Genomic DNA, 24,087 nt, shown 5'->3' with positions numbered 1-24,087 from the left:
CCATGAGACGCACCCCGACACAACGCGGGCATGGAGCCCTCACACCTACACACCGCGGCATGGGGCATCCCCTACGCCCTGCGGCCCTGGGAAGGATCACCACCTACGCCCCGCGGGCATGAGGCGCACCACCCGGCGGCCGTGGGAACGCACCCCACCCACGCCCCGCGAGCACGGGACGCACCCGCACCCACGCCCCGCGGGCATCGAGGACACCGCCCGGAGGGCGGTACGGGCGCTGGAGCGAAGCCCCCGGGACAAATCCGCCGCAAAGCGCCCCCGCTCACCCTCCCGTAACCCGCCCGAAAAAAATTCCGAGTCGTCGCGACGGACGCGGCGCCCCTCCCCGTAGAGCAGGTGTCGGATCGCTCCACGGCTGAAGGGTGTAACCGGATGGGTGTCGAGATCTGTGTGGAAGGGCTCACGAAGTCCTTCGGGCACCAGGTCATCTGGCAGGACGTCTCTCTGACCCTGCCCGCCGGTGAGGTCTCGGTCATGCTCGGGCCCTCCGGCACCGGCAAGTCGGTCTTCCTGAAGACCCTGGTCGGCCTGCTCCGACCCGAACGCGGCTCGATCAAGATCGCGGGCACGGACATCACCACGTTGCGCGAGCACGACCTGTACGAGGTCCGCAAGCTCTTCGGTGTGCTGTTCCAGGACGGCGCGCTGTTCGGATCGATGAACCTCTACGACAACATCGCCTTCCCGCTGCGCGAGCACACCCGCAAGCCGGAGAGCGAGATCCGCCGCATCGTCCTCGAGAAGATGGACATGGTCGGCCTGATCGGCGCCGAGGACAAACTGCCCGGCGAGATCTCCGGCGGCATGCGCAAACGCGCCGGACTCGCCCGCGCCCTCGTGCTCGACCCGGAGATCATCCTGTTCGACGAGCCGGACTCGGGACTCGACCCGGTGCGCGTGGCCTATCTCAACCAGCTCATCGTCGACCTGAACGCCCAGATCGACGCCACGTTCCTCATCGTCACCCATGACATCGCCTCCGCCCGGCAGGTGCCGGACAACATCGGACTGCTGTTCCGGCGGGAGCTGGTGATGTTCGGCCCGAGGGAGCAGCTGCTCACCAGCGACGAACCGGTCGTGCGGCAGTTCCTGAACGGCCGCATGCAGGGCCCGATCGGGATGGCGGAGGAGAAGGACGCCGCCCAGGTCGAGCAGGAACTCGCCCAGCTGGGGGAGCCGGACGACGAGCAGCAGGGCATACCCGACCTGACACCCCGCCTGCTGCCCACCAAGGGAATCGACCGGCCTCCCCGCTGGGAGGCGATCGCCGAACGCGAGTCCCTGCGACAGATGCGCGCAGCCGTGCGCGGGAAGGCGGCGGGCGCATGAGCTTGTCCCCCACGGGTGCCCTGCGGCATTCGGGCAGCCTGTTCGCGATGGGCCTCGACGTCCTGCGCACGATCCCCAAACGGCCTTTCCAGGTCCGGGAGTTCATCCAGCAGGCGTGGTTCGTCGCGAGTGTGACGATCCTGCCGACGGCGCTGGTGTCGATCCCGTTCGGCGCGGTGATCGCGTTGCAGATCGGCAGTCTGACGCGGCAGCTGGGCGCCCAGTCGTTCTCGGGCGCGGCCTCGGTGCTGGCCGTGCTGCGGGAGGCGTCGCCGATCGTCACGGCGCTGCTGATCGCGGGGGCGGGCGGCACGGCGATCTGCGCGGACCTCGGCGCGCGCAAGATCCGCGAGGAGATCGACGCGATGCAGGTGCTCGGCATCGATCCGATCCACCGCCTGGTGGTGCCGCGGGTGCTGGCCACGATGCTGGTCGCGGTGCTGCTCAACGGGCTTGTGTCGGTGGTCGGCGTGGCCGGCGGCTACTTCTTCAACGTCGTTCTTCAAAACGGCACTCCAGGCGCGTATCTCGCCTCCTTCACCACCCTCGCCCAGTTGTCCGACCTATGGGCGGCCGAGCTGAAAGCCCTGGTCTTCGGGGCGATTGCCGCGATCGTCGCCTCGTACAAGGGCCTGACCGCGAAGGGTGGTCCGAAAGGCGTCGGTGACGCGGTGAACCAGTCGGTGGTCATCACCTTCATGTTGCTGTTCGTGACGAACTTCGTGATGACCGCCGTGTACTTCCAAATCGTTCCGCAGAGGGGCTGAGCGATGCCGCTGATGAACCGTGTGCTGCCGCCTCAGCTCGAGGAGTTGGGCAGGCAGCTGTCCTTCTACGGCCGTTCGCTGGCCTGGACCGGGCGCACCCTGCGCCGCTACAAGAAGGAGATCCTGCGACTGCTCGCGGAGGTGAGCTTCGGCCGTGGCGCGCTCGCCGTGGTCGGCGGCACCGTCGGGGTGATCGCGTTCCTGTCGTTCTTCACCGGCACCGAGGTCGGCCTGCAGGGATACGCGGCGCTCAACCAGCTCGGCACGTCGAACTTCGTGGCGTTCCTGTCCGCGTACTTCAACACCCGTGAGATCGCCCCGCTGGTGGCAGGCCTGGCCCTCTCCGCGACGGTCGGGGCCGGGTTCACCGCGCAGCTGGGCGCGATGCGGATCAGCGAGGAGACCGACGCGCTCGAGGTGATGGGCGTCCCGTCGCTGCCGTTCCTGGTGACGACGCGGATGATCGCCGGGTTCGTCGCGGTGATCCCGCTGTACGTGATCGGGCTCCTGTCCTCGTACTTCGCCGCCCGCACCATCACCACCGGCTACTACGGGCAGTCCACCGGCACCTACGACCACTACTTCCAGCAGTATCTGCCGCCGGTCGACGTGCTGTGGTCCTTCGGCAAGGTGATCGTCTTCGCGGTCGTGATCATCCTGGTGCACTGCTACTACGGCTACTACGCGAGCGGTGGCCCGGCCGGCGTCGGCGTCGCGGTCGGGCGTGCGGTGCGGACCTCGATCGTGGCGATCAACATTCTCGACTTCTTCCTCAGCCTGGCGATCTGGGGCGCCAACACGACCGTACGGATAGCGGGGTAGGGGCCGATGAGCATCGAAGGAGGCGCCGCGGCGCGCAGTGGCAGGCTGCGGCTGTACGGCATCGTGTTCCTCGCCGTCATCGCCCTGCTGCTGTCGCTTTCCGTGGCCGCGTACCAGCAGGTGTTCACCTCGGTGGTGCGCATCACGCTCGAGGCCGACACCCTCGGCAATCAGCTCGACCCGCGGGCCGACGTGAAGCTGCGCGGACTGCTCGTCGGCGAGGTCCGCGAGGTGCGGGCCGACGGGGAGAAGGCGACGCTCGACATCGCTCTGAAGCCGGAGCACGTCGAACGTATCCCGGCCGATGTGCAGGCACGGCTGCTGCCGAAGACGCTTTTCGGTGAGAAGTTCGTCGATCTCGTGGCGCCGCCCGGCTCGTCCGGCAGGCACATCCGGGCCGGTGACGTGATCACCCAGGACCGCACCAGGGCCGGCATCGAGGTGCAGCACCTGATGAACGACCTGCTCCCGCTGCTGCGCACCGTGCGGCCCGCGGATCTCAACGCCACGCTGCACGCGTTCTCCACCGCGCTGGAAGGGCGCGGGGACCGCATCGGCGACAACCTGGTCCGGCTGGAGCGCTATCTGCGCGAGCTCAACCCCCATATGCCGTCCATGCAGGAGGACATCTCCCGCTTCGCCGATGTCGCCGAGGTCTACGGGGACGCGGCACCGGACCTGATGAACATCCTGCGCAACTCCGTCACCACGAGCCGCACGATCGTGGCGAAGCGCGAGCAGCTGGCCGCCGCCCTGACGGGAACGGCGAAGGTCGCCGGCACGGCGGAGAAGTTCTTCGACGACAACGGCGAGCGGCTGATCACCCTGGGCCGTGTCTCCCGCCCGACCCTCGACCTGTTCGCCCGCTACTCGCCCGAGTACCCGTGTCTCCTGGACGGCCTCGAGCGCCAGACCAGGGAGTCGGAGAAGGCGTTCAGGGGCGGCGAGATGCGCATCACCCTCGAATTCGTCCATCCGCGACCCGCGTACCGACCCGGTGAGGAACCGCGCTATGCCGATCGCTCCGGCCCCAACTGCAGAAGCATCCCCAATCCTTCCGTGCCGTCGGGACACACCAAGCTCGACGACGGTACGAAGGATGTCGCTGCCGGCGGGCCGCCCGGAGCCGGCCCGGTCTCCGCGACGGCGGCCGAGCAGCGGGCCATCGGCTCGCTGGTCGCGCCGGTCCTCGGGGTGTCCGCCGACCAGGTGCCCGCAGTGGCGACGCTGCTCTTCGGCCCCATGGCGCGCGGGACGGCGGTGAGTGTGGCATGAAGGCATCAGGAGCCACCGCGACCGCGGCACCGCTGGTCAAGTTCGTTCTCTTCGCCATGGTGACGATCCTGGCGACGACGCTGCTCGCGGCGACGATCGTCAACCTCTCCTTCACCCCGGAGCACACCTACCGTGCGGTGTTCAGCGATGTCACCAGCCTGGAGGAGGGCGACGACATCCGCGTCGCGGGGGTGCGGGTCGGCGAGGTCGAGGACATCCGCATCAAGGACCGCACCCTGGCGGAGGTGACCTTCACCGTCTCCCACGACCGGCCGCTGCTGACCAGCACCGGTGCTGTCATCCGCTACCGGAGCCTGGTCGGCCAGCGCTATATCGCGCTCACCGAGGGTGCGGGCGACGGGACGAAGCTGAAGCCGGGCGGGACGATCCCGCTGGCGCGGACGCAGCCGGCGCTCGACCTCAACGCGCTGCTGGGCGGCTTCAAGCCGCTGTTCGCCGCGCTCAGCCCGAAGGACGTCAACCAGCTCGCGACCGAGATCATCAAGACGCTGCAGGGCGAGGGCGGAACGGTCAACAGCCTGCTCGCGCACACCGCTTCCCTGACCACGACCCTCGCCGACCGGGACGAGCTGATCGGATCGGTGATCGACAACCTCAACACCACGCTGCAGACCCTCGACAAGCGCGGCGCGCGGTTCTCCGGGCTGCTCAAGCAGTTGCAGCGGCTGATCTCCGGACTGTCCGCCGACCGCAAGCCGATCGGGTCCTCGCTGGAGAACATCGGCTCGCTGACCGAGGCGACCTCCGGTCTGCTCGAGGACGCCCGGCCGCCGCTGCGGGGCGACATCGCCGAGCTGAGGGACCTCACCAAGACGCTGAACGACAACGAGAAGACCGTGGAGGGCGTGCTGAAGCGGCTGCCGAACAAGCTCAACAAGCTGACGGGGACCGCCTCGTACGGTTCCTGGTTCAACTTCTACCTCTGTGACTTCGACGGCCGGATCGTGCTGCCGAAGACCCGAGAGGTGATCACTCCGGAGCTGCACGTGGCGCGGGCGAGGTGCGGCGGATGACGACACGGCTCCTGCCCAGGCTCGGCCCGTTCCGCGACAGGAACCCGGTGGTGATCGGCGCGGTCGGCCTCACCACGCTCGCCCTGCTGGCGACGGCCGCGTTCAACGCCGACGACCTGCCGGTCATCGGCAGCGGCGACACCTACAGCGCCGCGTTCTCGGAGGCCGGCGGGCTCAAGCCCGGTGACGAGGTGCGCATCGCCGGGGTCAAGGTCGGCAAGGTCGACGAGGTCGATCTCGACGGCGACCATGTGAAGGTCGTCTTCCGCGTCAAGGGAGACCCGAAGTTCGGCACGAGGACCGGCGCGGCCATCCGGATCAAGACGATCCTGGGCTCGAAGTACCTGGCCCTGCAGCCGAAGGGGTCCGGACAGCTGCGGCCCGGCAGCGAGATCCCGCTGGAGCGCACGACCCCGGCGTACGACGTCGTCCAGGCGTTCAGTGATCTGACGACCACCAGCGAAAAGGTCGACACCGAGCAGCTGGCGAAGGCCCTGGACACCATCTCGACGACCTTCGAGGACTCGCCGGAGGAGGTACGCGCCTCGATCAAGGGACTGTCGAAGATCTCGAAGACGGTGGCCTCGCGTGACGAGGACCTGCGCGAGTTGCTGAAGCACGCCAACTCGGTCACCAAGGTGCTCGCGGAACGCTCCGGTGAGTTCACCACCCTGGTGAAGGACGGCGATGCACTCTTCAAGGAGATATCCCGTCGCCGGGCGGCCATCCATGCGCTGCTCAAGAGCTCGGCTGCGCTCGGCATCCAGCTGTCAGGCCTCGTCAAGGACAACGAGAAGGAGATAGGCCCGGCGCTCGAAGGGCTGAACCAGGTGGTGCGGATGCTGGAGCGCAACCAGGCCAGTCTCGACCGCAGCGTCGCCCTGCTCGCCCCGTACGTGCGGGTCTTCACCAACACCCTCGGCAACGGCCGCTGGTTCGACAGCTACATCCAGAACATGGTCGCCGCTCCGGTGGTCCCCCGGACAGGAGGGTCGCGATGAAGGGCCGCATCCGCTTCAACCCGAAGGGCCGTACGGCCCGGCTGACGTCCGCCGCCGTCGCCACGGCGCTGCTGGTCTGCGCCGCGGTCGTGCTGTGGCCGCGCGAGGAACCGATGCGCGTCACGGCGTACTTCCCGCGCACCGTGGGCATCTACCCGGGCTCCGACGTGCGGGTGCTCGGCGTACGCGTCGGTGAGGTCACCGAGATCGTCCCCGAGGGCGGCCGGGTGCGCGTGGAGCTCGAGTACGAGCCCGGGCGCAGGATCCCAGCCGATGCCCAGGCCGCCATCATCAACTCCTCGGTCGTCAGCGACCGTTACGTGCAGATGCTGCCGGTGTACAAGGGCGGGCCCGTGATGCGCGACGGCGCGGTGATCCCCCAGAGCCGCACGGCGGTGCCGGTGGAGCTGGACCGGGTCTTCGACAGCCTGCACACGACGGCCGAGGCGCTCGGCCCGAAGGGTGCCAACAAGGACGGCTCGCTCTCACGGCTGCTGGGAGTGAGCGCCGACAATCTGGACGGCCAGGGCGAACAGATGCACCAGACGGTGGAGGACCTGTCCCTCGCGGTTACCACGCTGTCCGACGGCCGGCAGGACCTGTTCGGCACCGTACGCAATCTGCAGGTGTTCACCGCGGCGCTCGCCGCCGACGACAAGAGCGTGCGGTCGTTCAACGACAGTCTCGCCGCGGTCGCCGATCAGCTCGCCGGGGAGCGCAAGGACCTCGCGGCGGCTCTCAAGCATCTGGGGGTGGCGCTCGGTGACGTGTCGAGGTTCGTGAAGAACAACAAGAAAACCCTCACCGAGGACGTGAAGGGACTCAGCAAGGTCACCAAGGTGCTGGTCACCCAGCGGGCGGCGCTGGCGGAGCTGCTGGAGGTCGCGCCGACCGGCCTGTCGAACCTCCAGAACGCGTACAACCCCTCGTCCGGCACCCTCGACACCCGCAACAACCCCGACCATCCGCAGGACCCTGCGGCGCTGCTGTGCTCACTGCTGAAGACCACCGGCGACGCCGGGGGCAAGAACCCCGACTGCGCTGAGCTGGACAAGCTGTTCGAATCGCTGCCCAAGGTGCCGCATGCCGGCCCCGTGTCGGGCACCGGCCAGGTCGACCGGACACTCGGCGGAATCCTGGAGGCACGCGCATGAGTGCACCCCGCAGGCGCAGGGCCGTGGCCCTGGTGACGGCCATGGGCTCCGTGCTGCTCACCGGCTGCGACTTCAACGGCCTGTACGACGTGAACCTGCCCGGCGGCGCGGCCGCCGACGGCAACGCCTACCAGGTGACGGCCGACTTCAGGGACGTTCTCGACCTGGTCCCGCAGTCGGCGGTGAAGGTCAACAACGTCACCGTGGGCGCGGTCGAGGAGGTGGAACTGGTCGGCTGGCACGCCCGGGTGCGGCTGCGTATCGCCGACGATGTGAAGCTGCCCGGCAATGCGATCGCCGAGCTGCGGCAGACCAGCATGCTCGGGGAGAAGTACGTGGCCCTGTCCCCGCCGGTGGGCGTCGAACCCAGCGGGCGGCTCACCGACGGCGCGCGCATCCCGCTGTCGCGCACCGGGCGCAACCCCGAGATCGAGGAGGTGCTCTCCGCTCTCTCCGCGCTGCTGAACGGCGGCGGTGTGGCGCAGCTCAAGACGATCACCGTGGAGCTGAACAAGGCGCTGGAGGGCCGGGAGAACCGGGTCAAGGACCTGCTCGGCGAGCTGGACACGTTCATCGGCGGGCTCGACGAGCAGCGCAAGGAGATCGTCCGGGCGCTCAAGGGCATCGACCGGCTCGCGAAGCGGCTGGCCGCGGAGAAGAAGACGATCGCGCAGGCCGTGGACACGATGCCCGGCGCGCTGAAGGTACTGGCCGACCAGCGCCGCAATCTGACGGCGATGCTGACCTCGCTCTCGGAGCTCGGGAAGACGGGCACCAAGGTGATCAACACCTCCCGCGCGGACACGGTGGCCAACCTCAAGAGCCTGAAGCCGATCCTTCAGGAGCTGAACAAGGCCGGAAGCGATCTCCCCAATTCTCTGGAGCTCCTGACGACGTATCCGTTTCCCCGGAACGCGACCGGCGCCATCAAGGGCGACTACGTCAACCTCAAGATCACCGCGGACCTGGACCTCGCGAGCATCTACGGCAACCTCGCGGAGGAACCGAAGAAGCCCGGCACCCCGCGAAAGCCCGGGCTGCCGGAGGTTCCCGGCACGCCCGAGGTGCCCGGCCTACCGGACGCGCCTCTGCCGAGCGGGCCCCCCTCGGTTCCCGGCGCACCGACGCCGGGCACTCCCCCGCCCCCGGGCGGCGACGGACCGCTGTGTCCGCCGGTGTGCACCGGCAGCCACGCCTCCTACGAGGACGCGTCCGGCGACGGACGCCGGCTGCCCGCGGGGATCGATCTGGCACTGGCCGAGCTGATGCTGAAGGGGATGCAGCCGTGATCACACGTACGGTCAGGGGCCAGTTGATCGCCTTCGCCGCGGTCACCGCCGTGGGGTGCTCCTACGTCGGCGCCCAATACACCGGCCTGGTGGACAGCCTGCTGGACCGCGGATACACCGTGCGGGCCGACTTCGCCGACTCCGGCGGCATCTTCCAGGGCGCCGAGGTCACCTACCGGGGCGTTCCGGTGGGCCGGGTCGGTGACCTGCGGCTCGCCGGCGCGGACGGCGTCTCGGTGGCGCTGGACATCGAGGACGGGACCCGGATACCGGCGGACACGCTGGCCGTGGTGGCGAACCGGTCCGCCGTCGGCGAGCAGTACGTCGACCTCCAGCCGCGCCGCTCCGGCGGCCCGTATCTGCAGGAGGGAAGCGAGATCCCGCGCGCCGACACCAGGGTCCCGCTGCCCACGACGGCGCCCGTCCTCAGCCTGGACCGGCTGGTGAACTCGGTCGGCAAGGACGATCTACGGGTCACGGTCGACGAACTCGGCAAGGCCTTCGCCGGCACCGGGCCGCATCTGAGCAAGCTGGTGGACTCCGGAAACCTGCTGGTCGAGTCGGCCTCGGAGAACCTGCCCGAGACCATCTCGCTCATCGAGGACTCGCGGGTGGTGCTGAAGACCCAGAGCGACAAGGGATCGGCGATCACGTCGTTCTCCCGCGACCTGGCCGCGCTCACCGCGGAGCTGAAGGCGCGTGACGGCGATCTGAGGCGGTTGGTCGGCAACAGCGCCCCGGCGGCGCAGGAGGTCGACTCGCTGCTGAAGTCCAACGAGACGCATCTGCCGGTGCTGCTCTCCAATCTGATCAGCGGCGGCCAGGTCACCGTGGCCCGCCTGCCCGGGGTGGAGCAGTCGCTGGTGGCGTTCCCGGTGATCGTCGCCGGCAGCTACACCGTGATCCCCGGCGACGGCACCACCCACTTCGGCATGGTCGTGAACGCCGACGAACCGCCGTCGTGCCGCCAGGGGTACGGCACCCAGCGGCGCGATCCGGCGGACACCTCTCAGCGGCCCGCCAACACCGGGGCTCGCTGCACCGAGCCGCGCGGCAGCGCTACCTCGGTGCGTGGCGCCCAGAACGCGCCCGGCCCCTCCTCGGGGCCGGGCGGCGCGCGGCAGGCGGCGCACGTCACCCCGTACGACCCGGAGACCGGCACCCTCGCCGGGCCGGGCGGCACGCTCATCGAGATCGGCTCGACGGGCGGCGAACAGAGCACGTTCGGAAAGGACTCGTGGCAATGGCTGCTCGTGGGACCGATGGCATGACCGACAACGCCACGGCGGCGCGCGACCGCCACGAGGCGGCGCCCGGGGAGCCGGATGCACAGGCGGCTGGGGTCGCGACGCAGGACCGCGCCGACGCAGGCCCCGAGAGCTCGGGCGCTCAGGCGGCGCGGGCGTCGTCGACCGCGGGCGCGCAGGACGAGCCGGAGGACCCGGAGGCCGTCGGTGGGCAGGACGACTCGGACGCTCCGGGGGCACGAGCCGCTGACGAGGGCGAGGGGGCGGGCGCTCGCTGGGCTAGCCTGCGCGGGCTGCGGCGAGCCGCCGGACGCGTGGCGCACGGCCGGTTGACGGCCGCGGCGCTCGCCGTGGGGACCGTCGCCGTGACCGCGCTCAGTGGGTGGCTGTGCGTCGAGGTGTACGAGCAGCGTGCCGAGACGCAGCGGCAGCGGGACATCCTGGCCGCCGCCCGCCAGTCGGCGCTGAACTTCACCTCCCTCGACTACCGGCACTACGAGCGCGACAGCGCGAACGTGCTCAAGGGCGCGACCGGCGACTTCAAGGAGCAGTTCACCGCGCAGACCGCCGAGCTGACGAAGCTCGTCGCCGCGAACAAGTCGGTGTCGCAGGGCCAGGTGCTGGAGGCGGGCATCGCGCGGGCGGACAAGCGGTCGGCCCGCGTGCTCGTGGTCGCCGACAGCAAGGTGACCAACACCGCCGCACCCGAGGGACAGGCGCGCACCTACCGGCTGCAGCTCGACCTGGTGCTCGAGAGCGGTCGCTGGCTCACCTCCAACGTCGAGTTCGTCGGCTGACAGCCCCGACGCCCACCCCCGTACCACCAGCAGTGAGGAGCAGGACCATGGCGAATCCGACGACCCGGGGGCGCGGCACCGCGTCGGGGCAGCGCACGATGGCCGCCGCCGCGCGGGCGGCGGCCAAGAGGACCGAGCGGGTCAGGACCGGTGCGGGCGGCTCCTCGGACGGTCCTGACGGTTCGGGCCTGGCGGCGGCGTCCCGTGCCGTGCCTCTCACGGACGTGCCGGCCGAGGCCCCGGACGACGTCTCGCAGGCGCGCAGGCCCGAGGAGCAGCACGTCGGGCGGGTGCTGGTCGCCGCCGACACCGTGCGGGCCCGCCGGCTCACACGCGGCCGTGTGTGTGCCGCGCTGGCACTGCTGCTGGTGGCGGCCCTGGTCGCGTCCGGGGTGCTGGGACTGGAGTACGCCCGGGGCAGCGGTGCCGACGCCGCGCGGACCGAGGCGCTGGCGGCGGCCCGCAAGGCGGCGCCGGTGGTGCTGTCGTACGACCACCGGCGGCTCGACAAGGACTTCGCGGAGGCGCGCACCTGGCTGACCGGCTCCTTCCGTGACGAGTACGGCAGGACCACGAAGACGGTGGTCGCGCCGACGGCGAAGAAGTACCGCGGCACGGTGAAGGCGTCGGTGGTACGCCCGCCGGACGGCGGCGCCCCTGCCGCGTCGGTGGTGTCGGCGTCGCCGGACAAGGTCGTCGTCCTGCTGTTCGTCAACCAGGTCACCACCAGCACCCAAGTCACGGGCTCGCGTGTCGACCTGAACCGGGTGCGGATGACGATGACGCGTACGGACAGCGGCTGGAAGGTGAGTGCCGTCGACGCTCTCTAGGGGCGTCGAGCCCCTGATCCGTCGGACACGGGCCCTCCCTCCCGGGTCCGACGGGCCTTCCCCTCCCGGGCCCGACGGGCCTTCCCCTCCCCGTCCCCCATCCCCTTTCGCACCCCCGTCCCCACCTCCCGCACCCTCCCCACCCGCGCCTTCGGGCCGGGACGGCACAGGCTCATCGGCCAGGCCGTCCCAGCTCGGGGGCGCTTTTTTGCGTGTGCGTCTTGACAGCTCAGGCCTCCGCTGGCCAGAATTCCATTAAGCAGAAAGAAACTTCCGCAATACGGAAGGAGCGCACAGCCCTCATGGGATACGCGGACCAGCGCTTCGATGTGAACCTCTCGATCCTCTTCACGGAGCTCCCGCTTCTGGAGCGCCCCGCGGCAGCCGCCGCGGCGGGCTTCACGGCGGTCGAGCTGTGGTGGCCCTGGATCGAGACCCCCACCCCGCCGCAGGCGGAGCTCGACGCCCTCAAGAAGGCGCTCGACGACGCCGGCACCCAGCTGGTGGGCCTCAATTTCTACGCCGGGCAGTTGCCGGGCCCCGACCGCGGCGCGCTCTCCGTGCCGGGTGAGGAGTCCGACCGCTTCCGGGCCAACATCGAGGTGGCCGCCGACTTCGCCGCCTCGATGGGCTGCAAGGCGCTCAACGCGCTCTACGGCAACCGGGTCGAGGGCGTGGACCCCCAGGTCCAGGACGCACTCGCGCTGGAGAACCTGGTGTCGGCGGCCCGCGCGGCCGACCGCGTGGGCGCGATCCTGCTCGTCGAGACCCTGAACAAGCCGGAGTCGCCGCTCTACCCGCTGGTGAGCGCGCCCGCCGCGATCGAGGTCGTCGACAAGGTGAACGCGGCGACGGGCCTCGGCAACGCCAAGTTCCTCCTGGACATCTACCACCTGTCCATGAACGGCGAGGACGTATCCCAGGTCATCGCGGCCCACGCCGACAAGACCGGCCACGTCCAGATCGCCGACAACCCGGGCCGCGGCGCGCCCGGCACCGGCTCGCTCCCGCTGGAGCAGCTCCTCGACGAGCTGAAGAAGGCCGGATACGAGGGCTGGGTCGGCCTGGAGTACAAGGCCGGCGACCGCCCCAGCGCCGAGTCGTTCGACTGGCTGCCGGCGGCGGCCCGAGCGGCCAACTGACTCACCTGCAAGCGTTTTGAGAGAGGTACCCTCATGAGCACTCTTGCTGATTCCTCCCGCCCCACCCGCCCGGCGGTTGCCTGGATCGGACTCGGCATCATGGGCTCCCCCATGTCCGAGAACCTGCTGAAGGCCGGTTACCAGGTCACCGGCTTCACGCTGGAGCAGGACAAGCTGGACCGCCTGGCCGCGGCCGGCGGCACCGCGGCCTCCTCGATCGCCGACGCGGTCCGTGACGCGGACGTCGTGATCACCATGGTGCCGGCGTCGCCCCAGGTCGAGGCGATCTCCTACGGCCCCGAGGGCATCCTGGAGAACGCGAAGCCGGGCGCGCTGTTGATCGACATGTCCTCGATCACTCCGCAGACCTCGGTCGCCCTGGCGAAGGCCGCCGCCGACAAGGGCATCCGCGTCCTCGACGCCCCGGTCTCCGGCGGCGAGGCGGGTGCCATCGAAGCGGTGCTGTCCATCATGGTCGGCGGCGAGAAGGCGGACTTCGAGACCGCCAAGCCGATCCTGGAGGCTCTCGGCAAGACCATCGTGCTGTGCGGCCCGCACGGCTCCGGCCAGACGGTGAAGGCCGCCAACCAGCTGATCGTCGCGGTCAACATCCAGGCGTGCGCCGAGGCCGTGGTCTTCCTGGAGAAGTCCGGCGTGGACCTTGCCGCGGCCCTGGACGTCCTCAACGGCGGTCTGGCCGGCTCTACCGTGCTGACCCGCAAGAAGGACAACTTCCTGAACCGCGACTTCAAGCCGGGCTTCCGGATCGACCTCCACCACAAGGACATGGGCATCGTCACCGACGCCGCCCGGAACGTGGGCGCCGCCCTTCCCGTCGGCGCGGTCGTGGCCCAGCTGGTCGCCTCCCTGCGCGCCCAGGGCGACGGCGGCCTGGACCACTCGGCCCTGCTGCGCGCCGTCGAGCGCCTCTCGGGCCGCGAGGTCTGACGCCCGGCCCACCCCGGAACCCAGGCCACGAGCGGCCCACCCCCAACCGCCGAGGCCCTGCCCGGGCCGACCACGGCCCGAGGTGCAGGCGCGGCCCCGTGAGGCGGCCCACCCCGTGATCAGCCACCCACCGGGCACCAGCCACCGAAGCCCCCGCCCAGGCCGACCACGACCCGGGACGCGCGCCCAGGCTGCTCACGGCCCCGCAAGCTTCCGGTCGGCGCCGGCGCTGACACCTGTCCTGTCGCGCCCAGGCGTCGACGCCGACCGGAACACCCACTCTTCACTTTCAACAAACTGTTGACGTTTCCTCCGCCGCGTATCTACGCTCCTCGGACCGTCAGCCAGTGCAGCTCCCGTACGGAAGGTCACGATGTCGAAGCGCGTGCTTACGACCGAGTCCGGCGCCCCCGTCGCCGACAACCAGAACTCCGCCACCGCCGGCGTCGGTGGCCCGCTGCTCCTGCAGGACCAGCACCTGCTGGAGAAGCTCGCCCGCTTCAACCGTGAGCGCATCCCGGAGCGCGTGGTCCACGCGCGTGGCAGCGGCGCGTACGGCTACTTCGAGGTGACCGACGACGTCACCGGCTGGACGAAGGCCGACTTCCTGTCCCAGGTGGGCAAGCGCACCGAGACCTTCCTGCGCTTCTCGACCGTGGCCGACTCGCTGGGCGGCGCGGACGCGGTCCGCGACCCGCGCGGCTTCGCGGTGAAGTTCTACACCGAAGAGGGCAACTACGACCTCGTCGGCAACAACACCCCGGTGTTCTTCATCAAGGACCCGGTCAAGTTCCCCGACTTCATCCACTCGCAGAAGCGCGACCCCTTCACGGGCCGTCAGGAGCCGGACAACGTCTGGGACTTCTGGGCGCACGCCCCCGAGGCGACGCACCAGGTGACGTGGCTGATGGGCGACCGCGGCATCCCCGCCTCGTACCGCCACATGAACGGCTACGGCTCCCACACCTACCAGTGGACCAACGAGGCGGGCGAGGCCTTCTTCGTGAAGTACCACTTCAAGACCAACCAGGGCATCCGCTGCCTGTCCTCCGAGCAGGCGGCCGAGCTGGTCGGCCAGGACGCCAACTCCCACCAGACGGACCTGTTGCAGGCCATCGAGCGCGGTGTGAACCCGTCGTGGACGCTCTACGTCCAGGTCATGCCGGCGGCGGAGGCGGCCGAGTACCGCTTCAACCCCTTCGACCTGACCAAGGTCTGGCCGCACAGCGACTACCCGCTGCAGCGCGTGGGCCGTCTCGTCCTCGACCGCAACCCGGACAACGTCTTCGCCGAGGTCGAGCAGGCCGCGTTCTCCCCGAACAACTTCGTGCCCGGCATCGGCCCGTCCCCGGACAAGATGCTCCAGGGCCGCCTCTTCGCCTATGCGGACGCCCACCGCTACCGCCTCGGCGTGAACCACACGCAGCTGCCGGTGAACGCCCCCAAGGCGACCGTGGCGGAGAACTACGGCCGCGACGGCCTGATGGCCACGCGCAACGGCTCGCGCCACGACAAGAACTACGAGCCCAACTCGTACGCGGGGCCCGCCCAGACGGACGCGGCGCTGTCCGCCCCGCTGGCCGTCACCGGCTGGATCGGCACCCACGCGGCGCCCGCACACGTCAAGGACGACGACTTCTTCCAGGCGGGCGAGCTCTACCGCCTGATGTCGCAGGAGGAGAAGCAGCGCCTGGTCGCGAACATCGCCGGCGGCCTGTCCCAGGTCACCCGCGACGACGTGATCGAGAAGAACCTCGCCCACTTCCACGCCGCCGACGCCGACTACGGCAAGCGCGTGGAGGAGGCGGTCCGCGCGCTGCGCGAGGACTAGTCGAGGACTGGTCACAGACGGCGTACCGCGGTCGGCGTCGTGTCGGCGGCGGTACGCGGTCCGGACCGGTGGCCCGGATGAGGGGTGGTCGCCGGTGCGGACAGCTTGAGGACCGCGGCGGCCTTGCGATGCCAGTGCGGTGGTGAAGGCACCGGTCTCCCTCTCCGACCTGACGTGAGGAGGGCCGGCGGCCAATCGCCCCGCCGCGGTCCCCGGCGGAACCCCAAGACCCACCCTGCGGCGCGAACGGCCAATCCTGAACGCCACCCGCGCACGGTCCCCCAGCCCTGCGGCTGGGAGGTGCCCCACCGCAGGCTTCGGGCGGTTGCGCCGGACTTTGTCCGACGACCCCACGCAGACCCCGCCCGGCGGCGCGAACGTCCTGTCGCGCCGGCCTCGCACCGTCGGGCGGCATCAACTGCACAGACGGAGCGCCTGATCCGGTACGGTCCCGGACCACGCGCTCAAGGACCAGGGTCCGGCCTTCGCACAGAGGCCGGGCCCTGTTCCGCATACGGGCACGCCCGGCGCTCAGCTCGCCTTCTCGCCGGCCGCGAGCGCTGCGACCGTCCGCTCCAGGCGGGCCCGGCGAGTGTGGTCCGTCCTGGCCTTCAGCAGAGCGAGGACCACCTGATACCTGTCCGACCTGCCGAGGCTCTCGAACGTCTCGCGGGCCCGCGGGTTCTCCCGCAGCGCGGCGGCCAGGTCGGGCGGCACCTCGGCCTCGCGCTGCGACGCGTACGCGGCCTCCCAGCGGCCGTCCGCCTCGGCCGAGGCGACCTCAGCTAGCCCCGGCTCCCGCATGCGGCCGGCGGCCGTCAGCTCCGCGACCCGCTTGACGTTCACCTGCGACCAGGTGCTCCGCGGCCGCCGCGGGCTGATCTTCTGCAGATAGCGGACCTCGTCGCACGAGCGCCGCAGCCCGGTGATCCAACCGAAGCAGAGCGCCGCGTCGTTGACGTCGCCCGCGCTCGGCGAGGGCACCCCGGACCCCTTCTTCGCGAGCGCGACCCAGAGGCCGGGCGCCGTCCCGTGGTTCTCCTCCAGCCATGCCTCCAGCTCCGGCAGCCCGGCGAAGGGGAGCAGCGGCAGTCCGTCCATCATGTCCATCCGGCCACGCTAGCGCCCGGGTACGACAAGGGCCCGGTCCACAGGTGCGGACCGGGCCTCGTGGCCCCGCGGGGCCGGTCAATCAGACCTTCAGGGGCTTGATCGCGGTGGGGGCGTGGCCGGGCTCGGTGGCGAGCTCCTCGAACTCGGTCACGTTGCTCATGTCGACCGTCTTGCTCATCGAGATGTTGGTGACGCGCTCCAGGATGGCCTCGACGACCACCGGGACGCTGTACTCGGCGGCGAGCTTCTTGGCCTCCTCGAAGGCGGCGGCCAGCTCGTTCGGGTCGGTGACGCGGATCGCCTTGCACCCGAGGCCCTCGACGACCTTGACGTGGTCGACGCCGTAGACGCCGATCTCGGGGGTGTTGATGTTCTCGAACTCCAGGTTGACCTGGAAGTTGATGTCCAGGCCGATCTGCGCCTGACGGATCAGGCCCAGGTAGGCGTTGTTCACCAGGATGTGGACGTACGGGATCTTGTGCTGCGCACCGACCGCCAGCTCCTCCAGCATGAACTGGAAGTCGTAGTCGCCGGAGAGCGCGACGATCGGGGTCTCCGGGTCGGCGGTGGCGGCGCCCAGCGCGGCCGGGATGGTCCAGCCGAGCGGGCCGGCCTGGCCGCAGTTGATCCAGTGGCGCGGCTTGTAGACGTGCAGCATCTGCGCGCCGGCGATCTGGGAGAGGCCGATGGTGGTGACGTAGCGGGTCTTTGGACCGAACGCCTTGTTCATCTCCTCGTAGACACGCTGCGGCTTCATGGGGATGTTGTCGAAGTGCGTACGGCGCAGCAGCGTGGCCTTGCGCTCCTGGGCGGAGGCGGCCCACTCGCTGAAGTCGGGCAGCCTGCCCTCGGCCTTGAGGTCCTTCGCCACCTCGACGAAGAGTTCCAGGGCGGCCTTGGCGTCGGAGGCGAAGCCGTAGTCCGGGGCGAAGATCTTGCCGATCTGGGTGGGCTCGATGTCGACGTGGACGAACTTCCGGCCCTTGGTGTAGGCGTCCAGGTTGTAACCGGTGTGGCGGTTGGCCCAGCGGTTGCCGATGCCGAGGACGAAGTCGGACTCGAGGAAGGTCGCGTTGCCGTAGCGGTGCGAGGTCTGCACACCGACCATGCCGGCGCTCAGCTCGTGGTCGTCCGGGATGGTGCCCCAGCCCATGAGGGTGGAGATGACCGGGACGCCGGTCAGCTCGGCGAACTCGACCAGCAGGTCGGAGGCGTCGGCGTTGATGACGCCGCCGCCGGCGACGATCAGCGGGCGCTCGGACTCCAGCAGGAACCGGATGGCCTTCTCGGCCTGGGCGCGGGTGGCCTGCGGCTTGTAGACCGGCAGCGGCTCGTAGGTCTCCGGGTCGAAGTCGATCTCGGTCTGCTGGACGTCGATCGGCAGGTCGATGAGGACCGGGCCGGGACGGCCGGAGCGCATCAGGTGGAAGGCCTCCTGGAACACGCCCGGGACCTGGGCGGCCTCCAGGACGGTGGTGGCCTTCTTGGTGACCGGCCCCGCGATCGAGGCGATGTCGACGGCCTGGAAGTCCTCCTTGTGGAGCTTCGCGACCGGTGCCTGGCCGGTGATGCACAGGATCGGGATCGAGTCGGCGATCGCGGAGTACAGGCCGGTGATCATGTCGGTGCCCGCCGGGCCGGAGGTGCCGATGCAGACACCGATGTTGCCCGCGCCGGCACGGGTGTAGCCCTCGGCCATGTGCGAGGCGCCCTCGACGTGACGCGCGAGCGTGTGGTCGATGCCACCACCCTCTTTGAGCGCCCGGTAGAAGGGGTTGATCGCGGCGCCCGGCACTCCGAACGCGTGGGTGACGCCTTCACGCTTGAGGATCTCAACTGCCGCTCGGGCGGCGGTCATACGAGGCATGGGGTGCTCCTGCTCCGGCCTTGGGGATTCGCTCTGTCGCGCCACCTGAGAGCCTCGTCCCGCGTCGGTGTCCAGTATTCGATTCCGCAATACGGAAGTCTAGTTCTGCTATACGGAAGCAATGTAAAACGCCCCCGGTCCGGCGTCAAGGGAGGACCGGCACGGGGCGGGCACCGGAGGCGGATGCCGGGGCGGCGCCGGAGCAGCCGCCGGAGCACAAGGGGCGCAGTTTGTGAAGCACCTCGCCAACTCCCGGCCATTGATGGACGATGGACGGCAGCCGCGAGGGGGAAGGTGCCGTGATGATCGAGAGCGTGCCGGTGCACTGCCCGGCCTGCCGGCGCGAGCATCTGTACGCACCGCCCGTGTACCCGTGCGCATGCGGCGCGCCGCTCGTGCCGCCGCTGATGCAGGACGCCCGCCCGGAGCCGATCACCCACCGCACCTGGACGGACGACTGGGTGACCGTCCGCTGCCCCTCCTGCGAGCGCCAGGACCAGTGGCCGCAGCCCGAGCTCGGCTGCCCCTGCGGGACCGTGCTGCGCATGCCGGTGCACCCCGTGGACGCCGCCGCTCCGGGGGCCGACGGTGGGCCGGTCGCCGACGGCGGTCCAAACGGGTCACGCCCCGCACACATACCCCTGCCCCGCACAGCGACGGCCGCCCGCCCCTCCTTCCGGCCGGTCACCATCCGCACGGCACGCGACGCGGTGACGGCCGCCGCGATGTATCTGCGGTGGCTCGGCTTCCACGACGTCGTCCAGCCGGAGGCCAGACCGGTGTCCGGCATCGACCTGCGCGGGGCGGGCGTGGTGGCCCAGGTCGACTCCTCCACCCGCGCGACCGGCCTCCGCGCCGTCGAGTGCCTGTGGCTGAACGGCCTCAGCGCGTCCGCCCAGAGCGTCTTCTTCTCCCTGGCGGGCTACGCGGACGACGCGCGGGCCCGCGCGGACAGGCTGGGCATCCCGCTGTTCGTCATGGACCTCACGGGCTGCCCGCAGCCGGTGAACGCGCCCGCGGACGAACTGATCACGATCGGTACGTAGTCGCCGGAACCGGTCCGAATCTCAAGTAAGGCTCAGAATCGGCCCTTTCGGGCTTCGAACCCCCGCGCACCTGGGCAGATATCTCCTAGGGCCTCTCGGGGGAGGTGGGCGTGATGCCCCTCGACATGTGGTGGTTCACGGGCGCGGCGTGCTCGTTGCTCACGGCGGCGGCGGTGCTCCTGCGCGCCGGTACGCCCGGGCCGGGCGCAGCCGCCGCTCCCCTGCCCCAGTGCGTCGCACTGCTGCGCGGGGGCCGCCGGGCGGCCGTGACCGTGGCGCTGGTCGCCCTCCAGCAGCGCGGTGTCGTCACCCACGGGCGCGCGGGGACGGTACGGATCGACGGCTGGGGGACGGCGGTCCGCGACCCCCTGCAGCTCGCCGTCCGTACCTCCCTGCGCCGCCCGGCCGGCATACGGGTGCTCCTCACCGTGCCTCGGGTGCAGCGCGCGCTGGAAGCCCTGCACGACCAGTGCGCGGCGGAAGGACTGCTGCGGCCGGCCCGGCGCTGGCGCACGGCCCGTGCGCTGCTGTGCGCGGTGCCGCTGACGGTCGCTACGGGCCTGGCGATCACGCCGGGCTCCCTGCCACAGACGATGGCCTCGGCGGTGCCGGTGGCCGGGGCGGTCGCGCTGTGGTTCGTCCCCCGGCAGACACCCGCGGCGCGCCGCCTGCTGGCCTCACTGCACGAGGCCCACCCACTGCCCGACCGCCCGCTGCGAGGCACCGCGAGCGTGCCACGGGTCCAGATGTCGGTGGCACTGCACGGCGACAGGGCGCTGGAGCTCCACCTCCCCCACTTCGCCCGCGGCGGCGGTCTGTTGGGCCGCGGCAGCCGCGACGGGGGCATCGCGCCGCCCGAGCCGTCCTCGGGCGGCGTGAGCTGCGGAGGTCCTTGAGCGCCTGCCGGAGTCTGCGGGGCTGACCTCCCGCCCCGCAGACTCCGGCCCGAGGCCCCGACCACGGCCGGTGAGCGGCATCCGCACCGGTCCGGCCCGGGCAGCCGAAGACGACGAGGCCGGCCTGCGCGTGTCACCTGCGGCGGCGTGCCGATCTCGGGCAGGAGAGGGAGAGCACCTTCCGAGCCGGACGATGCGGCTCGCCCAAGGGGCTGGGGCGCAGCCCCCCGGCCCCCAGCGCGACGCCCTCACCCCCCGAAGCGCCGCCGCAGCTCCACCTTGCGGACCTTCCCGCTCACCGTCATCGGGAAGTCCCGCAGGATCTCCACGCGGCGCGGGATCTTGTAGTGCGCCAGCCGTTCGCGGCAGAAGTCCGTGATCTCCTCCGGCGTCGGCGCGTCATCGGCGTCGCGCGGGATCACGCAGGCCAGGATCTCCTCCCCGTAGCGTTCGTCCGGCACGCCCACCACCTGAACGTCGGCGATCTTGGGGTGCGTGTAGAGGAACTCCTCGATCTCGCGCGGGTACACGTTCTCGCCGCCCCGGATGATCATGTCCTTGATGCGACCCACGATCTGGACGTAGCCGTCCTCACGCATTACCGCCAGGTCCCCCGTGTGCATCCAGCGGCCCGCGTCGATGGCCTCCGCGGTCTTCTCGGGCTCCTCCCAGTAGCCCAGCATCACGCTGTAGCCGCGTGTGCAGAGCTCGCCCGCCTCGCCGCGCGACAGCGTCACGCCGGCGACCGGGTCGACGACCTTCACCTCGACGTGGGGCATGACGCAGCCGACCGTGCCGGTGCGGCGTTCGAGGTCGTCGTCTGGGGTCCCCCCTGGCGAAGCCAAGGGGCGCGTCTGCGTGGAGACCGGGGACGTCTCCGTCATGCCGTAGCAGATCGACACCTCCGCCATGTTCATCTCTGCGACGACCCGCTTCATCACCTCCACGGGGCACGGAGAGCCGGCCATGATGCCGGTGCGCAGCGAACCGAGGTCGTAGGAGGCGAAGTCGGGGAGATTCAGCTCCGCGATGAACATGGTCGGCACCCCGTACAGCGACGTGCACCGCTCCGCCGCGACGGCCCGCAGTGTCGCGGCCGGGTCGAAGGAGGGCGCGGGGATGACCATGCAGGCGCCGTGCGAGGTGGCCGCGAGATTGCCCATCACCATGCCGAAGCAGTGGTAGAACGGCACGGGGATGCAGATGCGGTCCCGCTCGGAGTAGGCGATCATCTCGCCCACGAAGTACCCGTTGTTGAGGATGTTGTGGTGGGAGAGGGTCGCCCCCTTGGGAAACCCCGTCGTCCCCGACGTGTACTGGACGTTGACCGGGTCGTCGCAGGACAGCTCCGCCTCGCGGGCAGCGAGCCGCTCCTCGGTGACGGACGCTCCGGCGGCGAGCAGCGCGTCCCAGGAGGCGTCCCCGATGTAGTACACGGACCGCAGCCCGGGACACGAGGAGCGGACGGTGTCCACCATGGCCCGGTAGTCGCTGGTCTTGTGGGTCCGCGAGGCGACGAGGACCGAGATCCCGGCCTGGTTCAGCACGTACTCCAGCTCGTGGGCGCGGTAGGCCGGATTGATGTTCACCATGATCGCGCCGATGCGGGCGGTGGCGTACTGGACCAGCACCCATTCCGCGCAGTTGACGGCCCAGATGCCGACCCGGTCGCCCTTGGCGACGCCGGAGCCGAGCAGGCCGCGCGCCAGTTGGCGTACCGCGTCGTCGAGTTCGGCGTACGTCCAGCGGCGGCCCGATGGCACGTCGACCAGGGCCTCCCGGTCGGGCCAGGCCGCGACGGCGCGGTCCAGGTTCGCGCCGATCGTGTCGCCCAGCAGTGGGGTGCCGCTCGTGCCGTGTGCATAGGACTGATTCATCGCAGGTCCCCCTCGACGTACTCGGCGGCCGACCCCTCCGCGGTGAGCCGGCGCAGCTCGACGCGGCGGATCTTCCCCGACACCGTCTTGGGCAGGTCGGCGAATTCGAGCCGGCGGATCCGCTTGTACGGTGCGAGGACCGTGCGCGAGTGCGCGAAGAGCACCTTGGCGGTGTCGGGCCCGGCCTCCCAGCCGTCGGCGAGGACGACGTACGCCTTAGGCACGGCGAGCCGCACCGGGTCGGGTGCGGGCACGACCGCCGCCTCCGCCACCGCCTCGTGCTCCAGCAGCGCGCTCTCCAGCTCGAACGGCGAGATCTTGTAGTCGGAGGCCTTGAAGACGTCGTCGCTGCGGCCCACGTACGTCAGGTACCCGTCCTCGTCGCGGGCGGCGATGTCCCCGGTGCGGTAGTAGCCGCCTGCCATGGCCTCGGCCGTACGTTCCGGATCACCGTGGTAGCCGGTCATCAGGCCGACCGGGGCGGTGGACAGGTCGAGCGCGATCTCGCCCTCCATCGCGCCGGGTTCGCCGGTCACGGGGTCGAGGAGTTCGACCGTGTAGCCGGGGCTCGGCCGACCCATGGAGCCCGGCTTCAGGGGCTGGCCGGGGCTGTTGGAGACCTGTACGGCGGTCTCCGTCTGGCCGAATCCGTCGCGGATCGTCACGCCCCAGGCGCGCCGCACGGTCTCGATGACCTCGGGGTTGAGCGGCTCACCGGCGGCGACGACCTCGCGGGGGCGCTTGGCGAGGCTGCTGAGGTCGGCCTGGATCAGCATCCGCCACACGGTCGGCGGCGCGCAGAAGCTGGTGACACCCGCCCGGTCCATCTCGGCCATGAGCCGGACCGCGTCGAAACGGGTGTAGTTGTGGATGAAGACGGTCGCCTCGGCGTTCCACGGGGCGAAGAGGTTGGACCAGGCGTGCTTGGCCCAGCCGGGCGAGGAGATGTTCAGGTGCACGTCGCCGGGCTTGAGGCCGATCCAGTACATCGTCGCCAAGTGGCCCACGGGGTAGGACACATGGGTGTGCTCGACGAGTTTGGGCAGGTCGGTGGTGCCGGAGGTGAAGTAGAGCATGAGCGTGTCGTCCGCACGGGTGGGCCCGTCGGGCTCGAAGGCGGCGGGCGCCTCGTACGCCTCCTCGTACCGAAGCCAGCCGGCCGACTCCGACCCGACCGTGATCCGCGTGTAGTCGCCCGGCACCTCGCCGAACTTCGCGGCGTCCCGGCCGCCCACGATCACATGCCGCACGCGCCCGCGGTCGATGCGGTCTCGCAGGTCCGCGGGGCCGAGCAGCGGGGTGGCGGGGATCATGACGGCGCGCAGCTTCATCGCGGCGAGCGCGGTCTCCCACAGCTCGGTCTGGTTGCCGAGCATGACCAGGATGCGGTCCCCTGCCCGTACGCCCCGCTCACGCAGCCAGTTCGCGGCCCGGTTCGAACGGGCGGACATCTCGGCGAACGAGATCCGGGTCCGCGCCCCGTCCTCCTCGACGATGTGCAGCGCGGTCCGGTCATTGCCCTCGGCGATGACGTCGAACCAGTCCAGTGCCCAGTTGAAGTGCTCGAAGCGGGGCCACTCGAAGCCCTGCTGGGCGCCCGCGTAGTCCTCCCGGTGCCGGAGCAGGAAGTCCCGGGCAGCCCGGAACCTCTCCGTCGCGCCGCCAGACGTCATGTTTCCTCCTCGTTGCGGGACCGGCCACGGACATCGTGTAATCGGTGACCTGGGTCTCACTACCCCCGAACGGGGGTGTCGTCCCCGCGGGACACGGCCAAGGACCCGCGGGACACCGGAAGGAGAGG

20 protein-coding genes are annotated in these 24,087 nt (G+C 70.4%); 16 read left to right on the top strand and 4 right to left on the bottom strand.

Annotated features, from left to right (window positions below; genetic code table 11):
• The first annotated feature begins 393 nt into the window (after positions 1 to 393).
• From J7E88_RS02530 to J7E88_RS02465, 14 genes are all read left to right on the top strand, one after another.
• Complete coding sequence (locus J7E88_RS02530; protein ID WP_215176701.1) at positions 394 to 1,350, top strand: ABC transporter ATP-binding protein; 957 nt, start codon at positions 394 to 396, stop codon at positions 1,348 to 1,350.
• Positions 1,347 to 2,117: an ABC transporter permease gene (locus tag J7E88_RS02525; protein ID WP_177149057.1), complete on the top strand. Its 771-nt coding sequence runs from the start codon at positions 1,347 to 1,349 to the stop codon at positions 2,115 to 2,117. Before J7E88_RS02530 ends, J7E88_RS02525 begins: the two co-directional genes overlap by 4 nt.
• A gap of 3 nt (positions 2,118 to 2,120) precedes the next feature.
• Positions 2,121 to 2,939, top strand: coding sequence for an ABC transporter permease (locus J7E88_RS02520; protein WP_215176700.1), 819 nt, complete (start codon positions 2,121 to 2,123; stop codon positions 2,937 to 2,939).
• A gap of 6 nt (positions 2,940 to 2,945) precedes the next feature.
• Positions 2,946 to 4,214, top strand: coding sequence for an MCE family protein (locus J7E88_RS02515; protein ID WP_215176699.1), 1,269 nt, complete (start codon positions 2,946 to 2,948; stop codon positions 4,212 to 4,214).
• Positions 4,211 to 5,248 carry an MCE family protein gene (locus tag J7E88_RS02510; protein WP_215176697.1) on the top strand — a complete coding sequence of 346 codons (1,038 nt, stop codon included), beginning with the start codon at positions 4,211 to 4,213 and terminating at the stop codon, positions 5,246 to 5,248. The genes J7E88_RS02515 and J7E88_RS02510 overlap by 4 nt, the downstream gene beginning before the upstream one ends.
• Complete coding sequence (locus J7E88_RS02505) at positions 5,245 to 6,249, top strand: MCE family protein (protein ID WP_215176695.1); 1,005 nt, start codon at positions 5,245 to 5,247, stop codon at positions 6,247 to 6,249. Before J7E88_RS02510 ends, J7E88_RS02505 begins: the two co-directional genes overlap by 4 nt.
• Positions 6,246 to 7,403 (top strand): MCE family protein, encoded by a 1,158-nt coding sequence (locus J7E88_RS02500; RefSeq protein WP_215176693.1) that lies wholly within the window; start codon positions 6,246 to 6,248, stop codon positions 7,401 to 7,403. Before J7E88_RS02505 ends, J7E88_RS02500 begins: the two co-directional genes overlap by 4 nt.
• The gene (locus J7E88_RS02495; RefSeq protein WP_215176691.1) at positions 7,400 to 8,692 is read left to right on the top strand and encodes an MCE family protein; all 1,293 of its coding nucleotides are present in this window, start codon (positions 7,400 to 7,402) and stop codon (positions 8,690 to 8,692) included. The genes J7E88_RS02500 and J7E88_RS02495 overlap by 4 nt, the downstream gene beginning before the upstream one ends.
• Complete coding sequence (locus J7E88_RS02490) at positions 8,689 to 9,963, top strand: MCE family protein (RefSeq protein ID WP_215176689.1); 1,275 nt, start codon at positions 8,689 to 8,691, stop codon at positions 9,961 to 9,963. The genes J7E88_RS02495 and J7E88_RS02490 overlap by 4 nt, the downstream gene beginning before the upstream one ends.
• Positions 9,960 to 10,736, top strand: a complete 777-nt coding sequence (locus tag J7E88_RS36935) for a hypothetical protein (RefSeq protein WP_308307242.1) — start codon at positions 9,960 to 9,962, stop codon at positions 10,734 to 10,736. Before J7E88_RS02490 ends, J7E88_RS36935 begins: the two co-directional genes overlap by 4 nt.
• A gap of 47 nt (positions 10,737 to 10,783) precedes the next feature.
• Complete coding sequence (locus J7E88_RS02480; protein WP_215176688.1) at positions 10,784 to 11,566, top strand: hypothetical protein; 783 nt, start codon at positions 10,784 to 10,786, stop codon at positions 11,564 to 11,566.
• Positions 11,567 to 11,868: 302 nt separating this feature from the next.
• Positions 11,869 to 12,708: a TIM barrel protein gene (locus J7E88_RS02475; RefSeq protein ID WP_215176687.1), complete on the top strand. Its 840-nt coding sequence runs from the start codon at positions 11,869 to 11,871 to the stop codon at positions 12,706 to 12,708.
• A gap of 33 nt (positions 12,709 to 12,741) precedes the next feature.
• The gene (locus J7E88_RS02470; protein ID WP_215176686.1) at positions 12,742 to 13,656 is read left to right on the top strand and encodes a 2-hydroxy-3-oxopropionate reductase; all 915 of its coding nucleotides are present in this window, start codon (positions 12,742 to 12,744) and stop codon (positions 13,654 to 13,656) included.
• Between the two features lie 373 nt (positions 13,657 to 14,029).
• Entirely contained in the window at positions 14,030 to 15,487 is a 1,458-nt protein-coding gene (locus J7E88_RS02465) for a catalase (RefSeq protein ID WP_215176681.1), read from the top strand.
• 531 nt (positions 15,488 to 16,018) lie between these two features.
• Here the strand turns inward: J7E88_RS02465 and J7E88_RS02460 are convergent.
• Both J7E88_RS02460 and gcl read right to left on the bottom strand, forming a co-directional pair.
• Positions 16,019 to 16,597: a YdeI family protein gene (locus J7E88_RS02460; protein WP_215176679.1), complete on the bottom strand. Its 579-nt coding sequence runs from the start codon at positions 16,595 to 16,597 to the stop codon at positions 16,019 to 16,021.
• 82 nt (positions 16,598 to 16,679) lie between these two features.
• Entirely contained in the window at positions 16,680 to 18,458 is a 1,779-nt protein-coding gene (gene gcl, locus J7E88_RS02455; protein WP_215177417.1) for a glyoxylate carboligase, read from the bottom strand.
• 314 nt (positions 18,459 to 18,772) lie between these two features.
• Between gcl and J7E88_RS02450 the strand changes: the two genes are divergently transcribed.
• Entirely contained in the window at positions 18,773 to 19,513 is a 741-nt protein-coding gene (locus J7E88_RS02450) for a hypothetical protein (RefSeq protein ID WP_215177415.1), read from the top strand.
• Positions 19,514 to 19,626: 113 nt separating this feature from the next.
• The gene (locus J7E88_RS02445; RefSeq protein ID WP_215176678.1) at positions 19,627 to 20,409 is read left to right on the top strand and encodes a TIGR04222 domain-containing membrane protein; all 783 of its coding nucleotides are present in this window, start codon (positions 19,627 to 19,629) and stop codon (positions 20,407 to 20,409) included.
• A gap of 248 nt (positions 20,410 to 20,657) precedes the next feature.
• On the opposite strand, the gene J7E88_RS02440 is transcribed toward J7E88_RS02445, so the two are convergent.
• Positions 20,658 to 22,286 carry an AMP-binding protein gene (locus J7E88_RS02440; protein ID WP_215176677.1) on the bottom strand — a complete coding sequence of 543 codons (1,629 nt, stop codon included), beginning with the start codon at positions 22,284 to 22,286 and terminating at the stop codon, positions 20,658 to 20,660.
• A complete protein-coding gene (locus J7E88_RS02435) occupies positions 22,283 to 23,959 on the bottom strand; it encodes an AMP-binding protein (RefSeq protein WP_215176676.1) in 1,677 nt (558 codons plus the stop codon). The genes J7E88_RS02440 and J7E88_RS02435 overlap by 4 nt, the downstream gene beginning before the upstream one ends.
• Positions 23,960 to 24,087: the final 128 nt, after the last annotated feature.

Source organism: Streptomyces sp. ISL-10 (assembly GCF_018614575.1).
Lineage (GTDB): Bacteria > Actinomycetota > Actinomycetes > Streptomycetales > Streptomycetaceae > Streptomyces.
Note: the sequence above shows the minus strand (reverse complement) of the source record. Positions and strands in the feature narration are given on the sequence as shown.